The organism is Vibrio sp. D173a, from assembly GCF_030248475.1.
In genome coordinates this window covers 1-822 of the sequence record NZ_JAHGAH010000349.1, presented here as the reverse complement: position 1 = coordinate 822, position 822 = coordinate 1, and the positions used below count along the sequence as shown (strand labels likewise).

1 protein-coding gene is annotated in these 822 nt (G+C 48.1%); it reads right to left on the bottom strand.

Translation table 11 applies throughout. The features are described 5' to 3' along the window. Window positions 1–161 precede the first annotated feature (161 nt). Window positions 162–822 (bottom strand): protein YgjJ (ygjJ, locus tag KIV40_RS25715; protein ID WP_285352018.1); only part of this gene is annotated, 661 nt, incomplete at its 5' end.

Here is an 822-nt window from a genome sequence, read left to right as displayed (position 1 = left end):
CGCATGTATTCTGGTGAGCCAGTGCGGTCGATAACGTTTTTAAATTGATTTGCTTGAAGCTCTTCAGAGCCTGTATTTGATGCGCAACCAGTAACAACAAGTGCTGCGCCAATAGCGATAGCTGCGAATGATTTGTTCAGTTTCATAGTGATTTCCTGTTATTACCAGTAGAAGTATTGCATTGCGAACACTTGTGCGTCGCCAATTTCAGTGTCGCTACCTACGCCAAAGCGGCTATCGAAAGCGGTCGCAAATGCACCGTTTCCGTATTCGTACCAAACACCTGCGTTGATGTAAGAAGTGATCTCTTTTTCGCCGTTATCACCATCAAAGTTAGCGTAGTTGTAGGCTGCTGATAGGTAAACACCTTGTGCGGCTTCGTACCAAGCGCTGGTTTGAATACCAGACTCACTGCCGAAAGACTCTTGATTGCCTTTGTCAGTGTCGTGCCAAACGCGCGTAGCAAAGTTCTTGTACTCAGCACCTAATAGTAGAAGTTCGCCACCGTCGTTATTACGAACTTCACCGCCACCCATTAGGGTCAGGTCGTCAGTCAGATCGTATTGGACATAACCGTTGACCATGGCGTTTTTGTCTTTCCATTGGTCTGCGAAGTTGTCGTATTTACCAAAGTGAATCAGCGCATCGTCTTCAGAGAAGTCAGACTCTGGAGCGAAGGAAACGCTGTAGCGCAGCTTGCCTTCTAGGTTTTGTATCTTCACACCCACGTGTACGTCACGAGTGTTTGAGATCGCGTAGCCGTACTCTACGGTTGGGTCACCCCACCATTGGACGTCATCCAGAGATGAGTCCATGCGACCG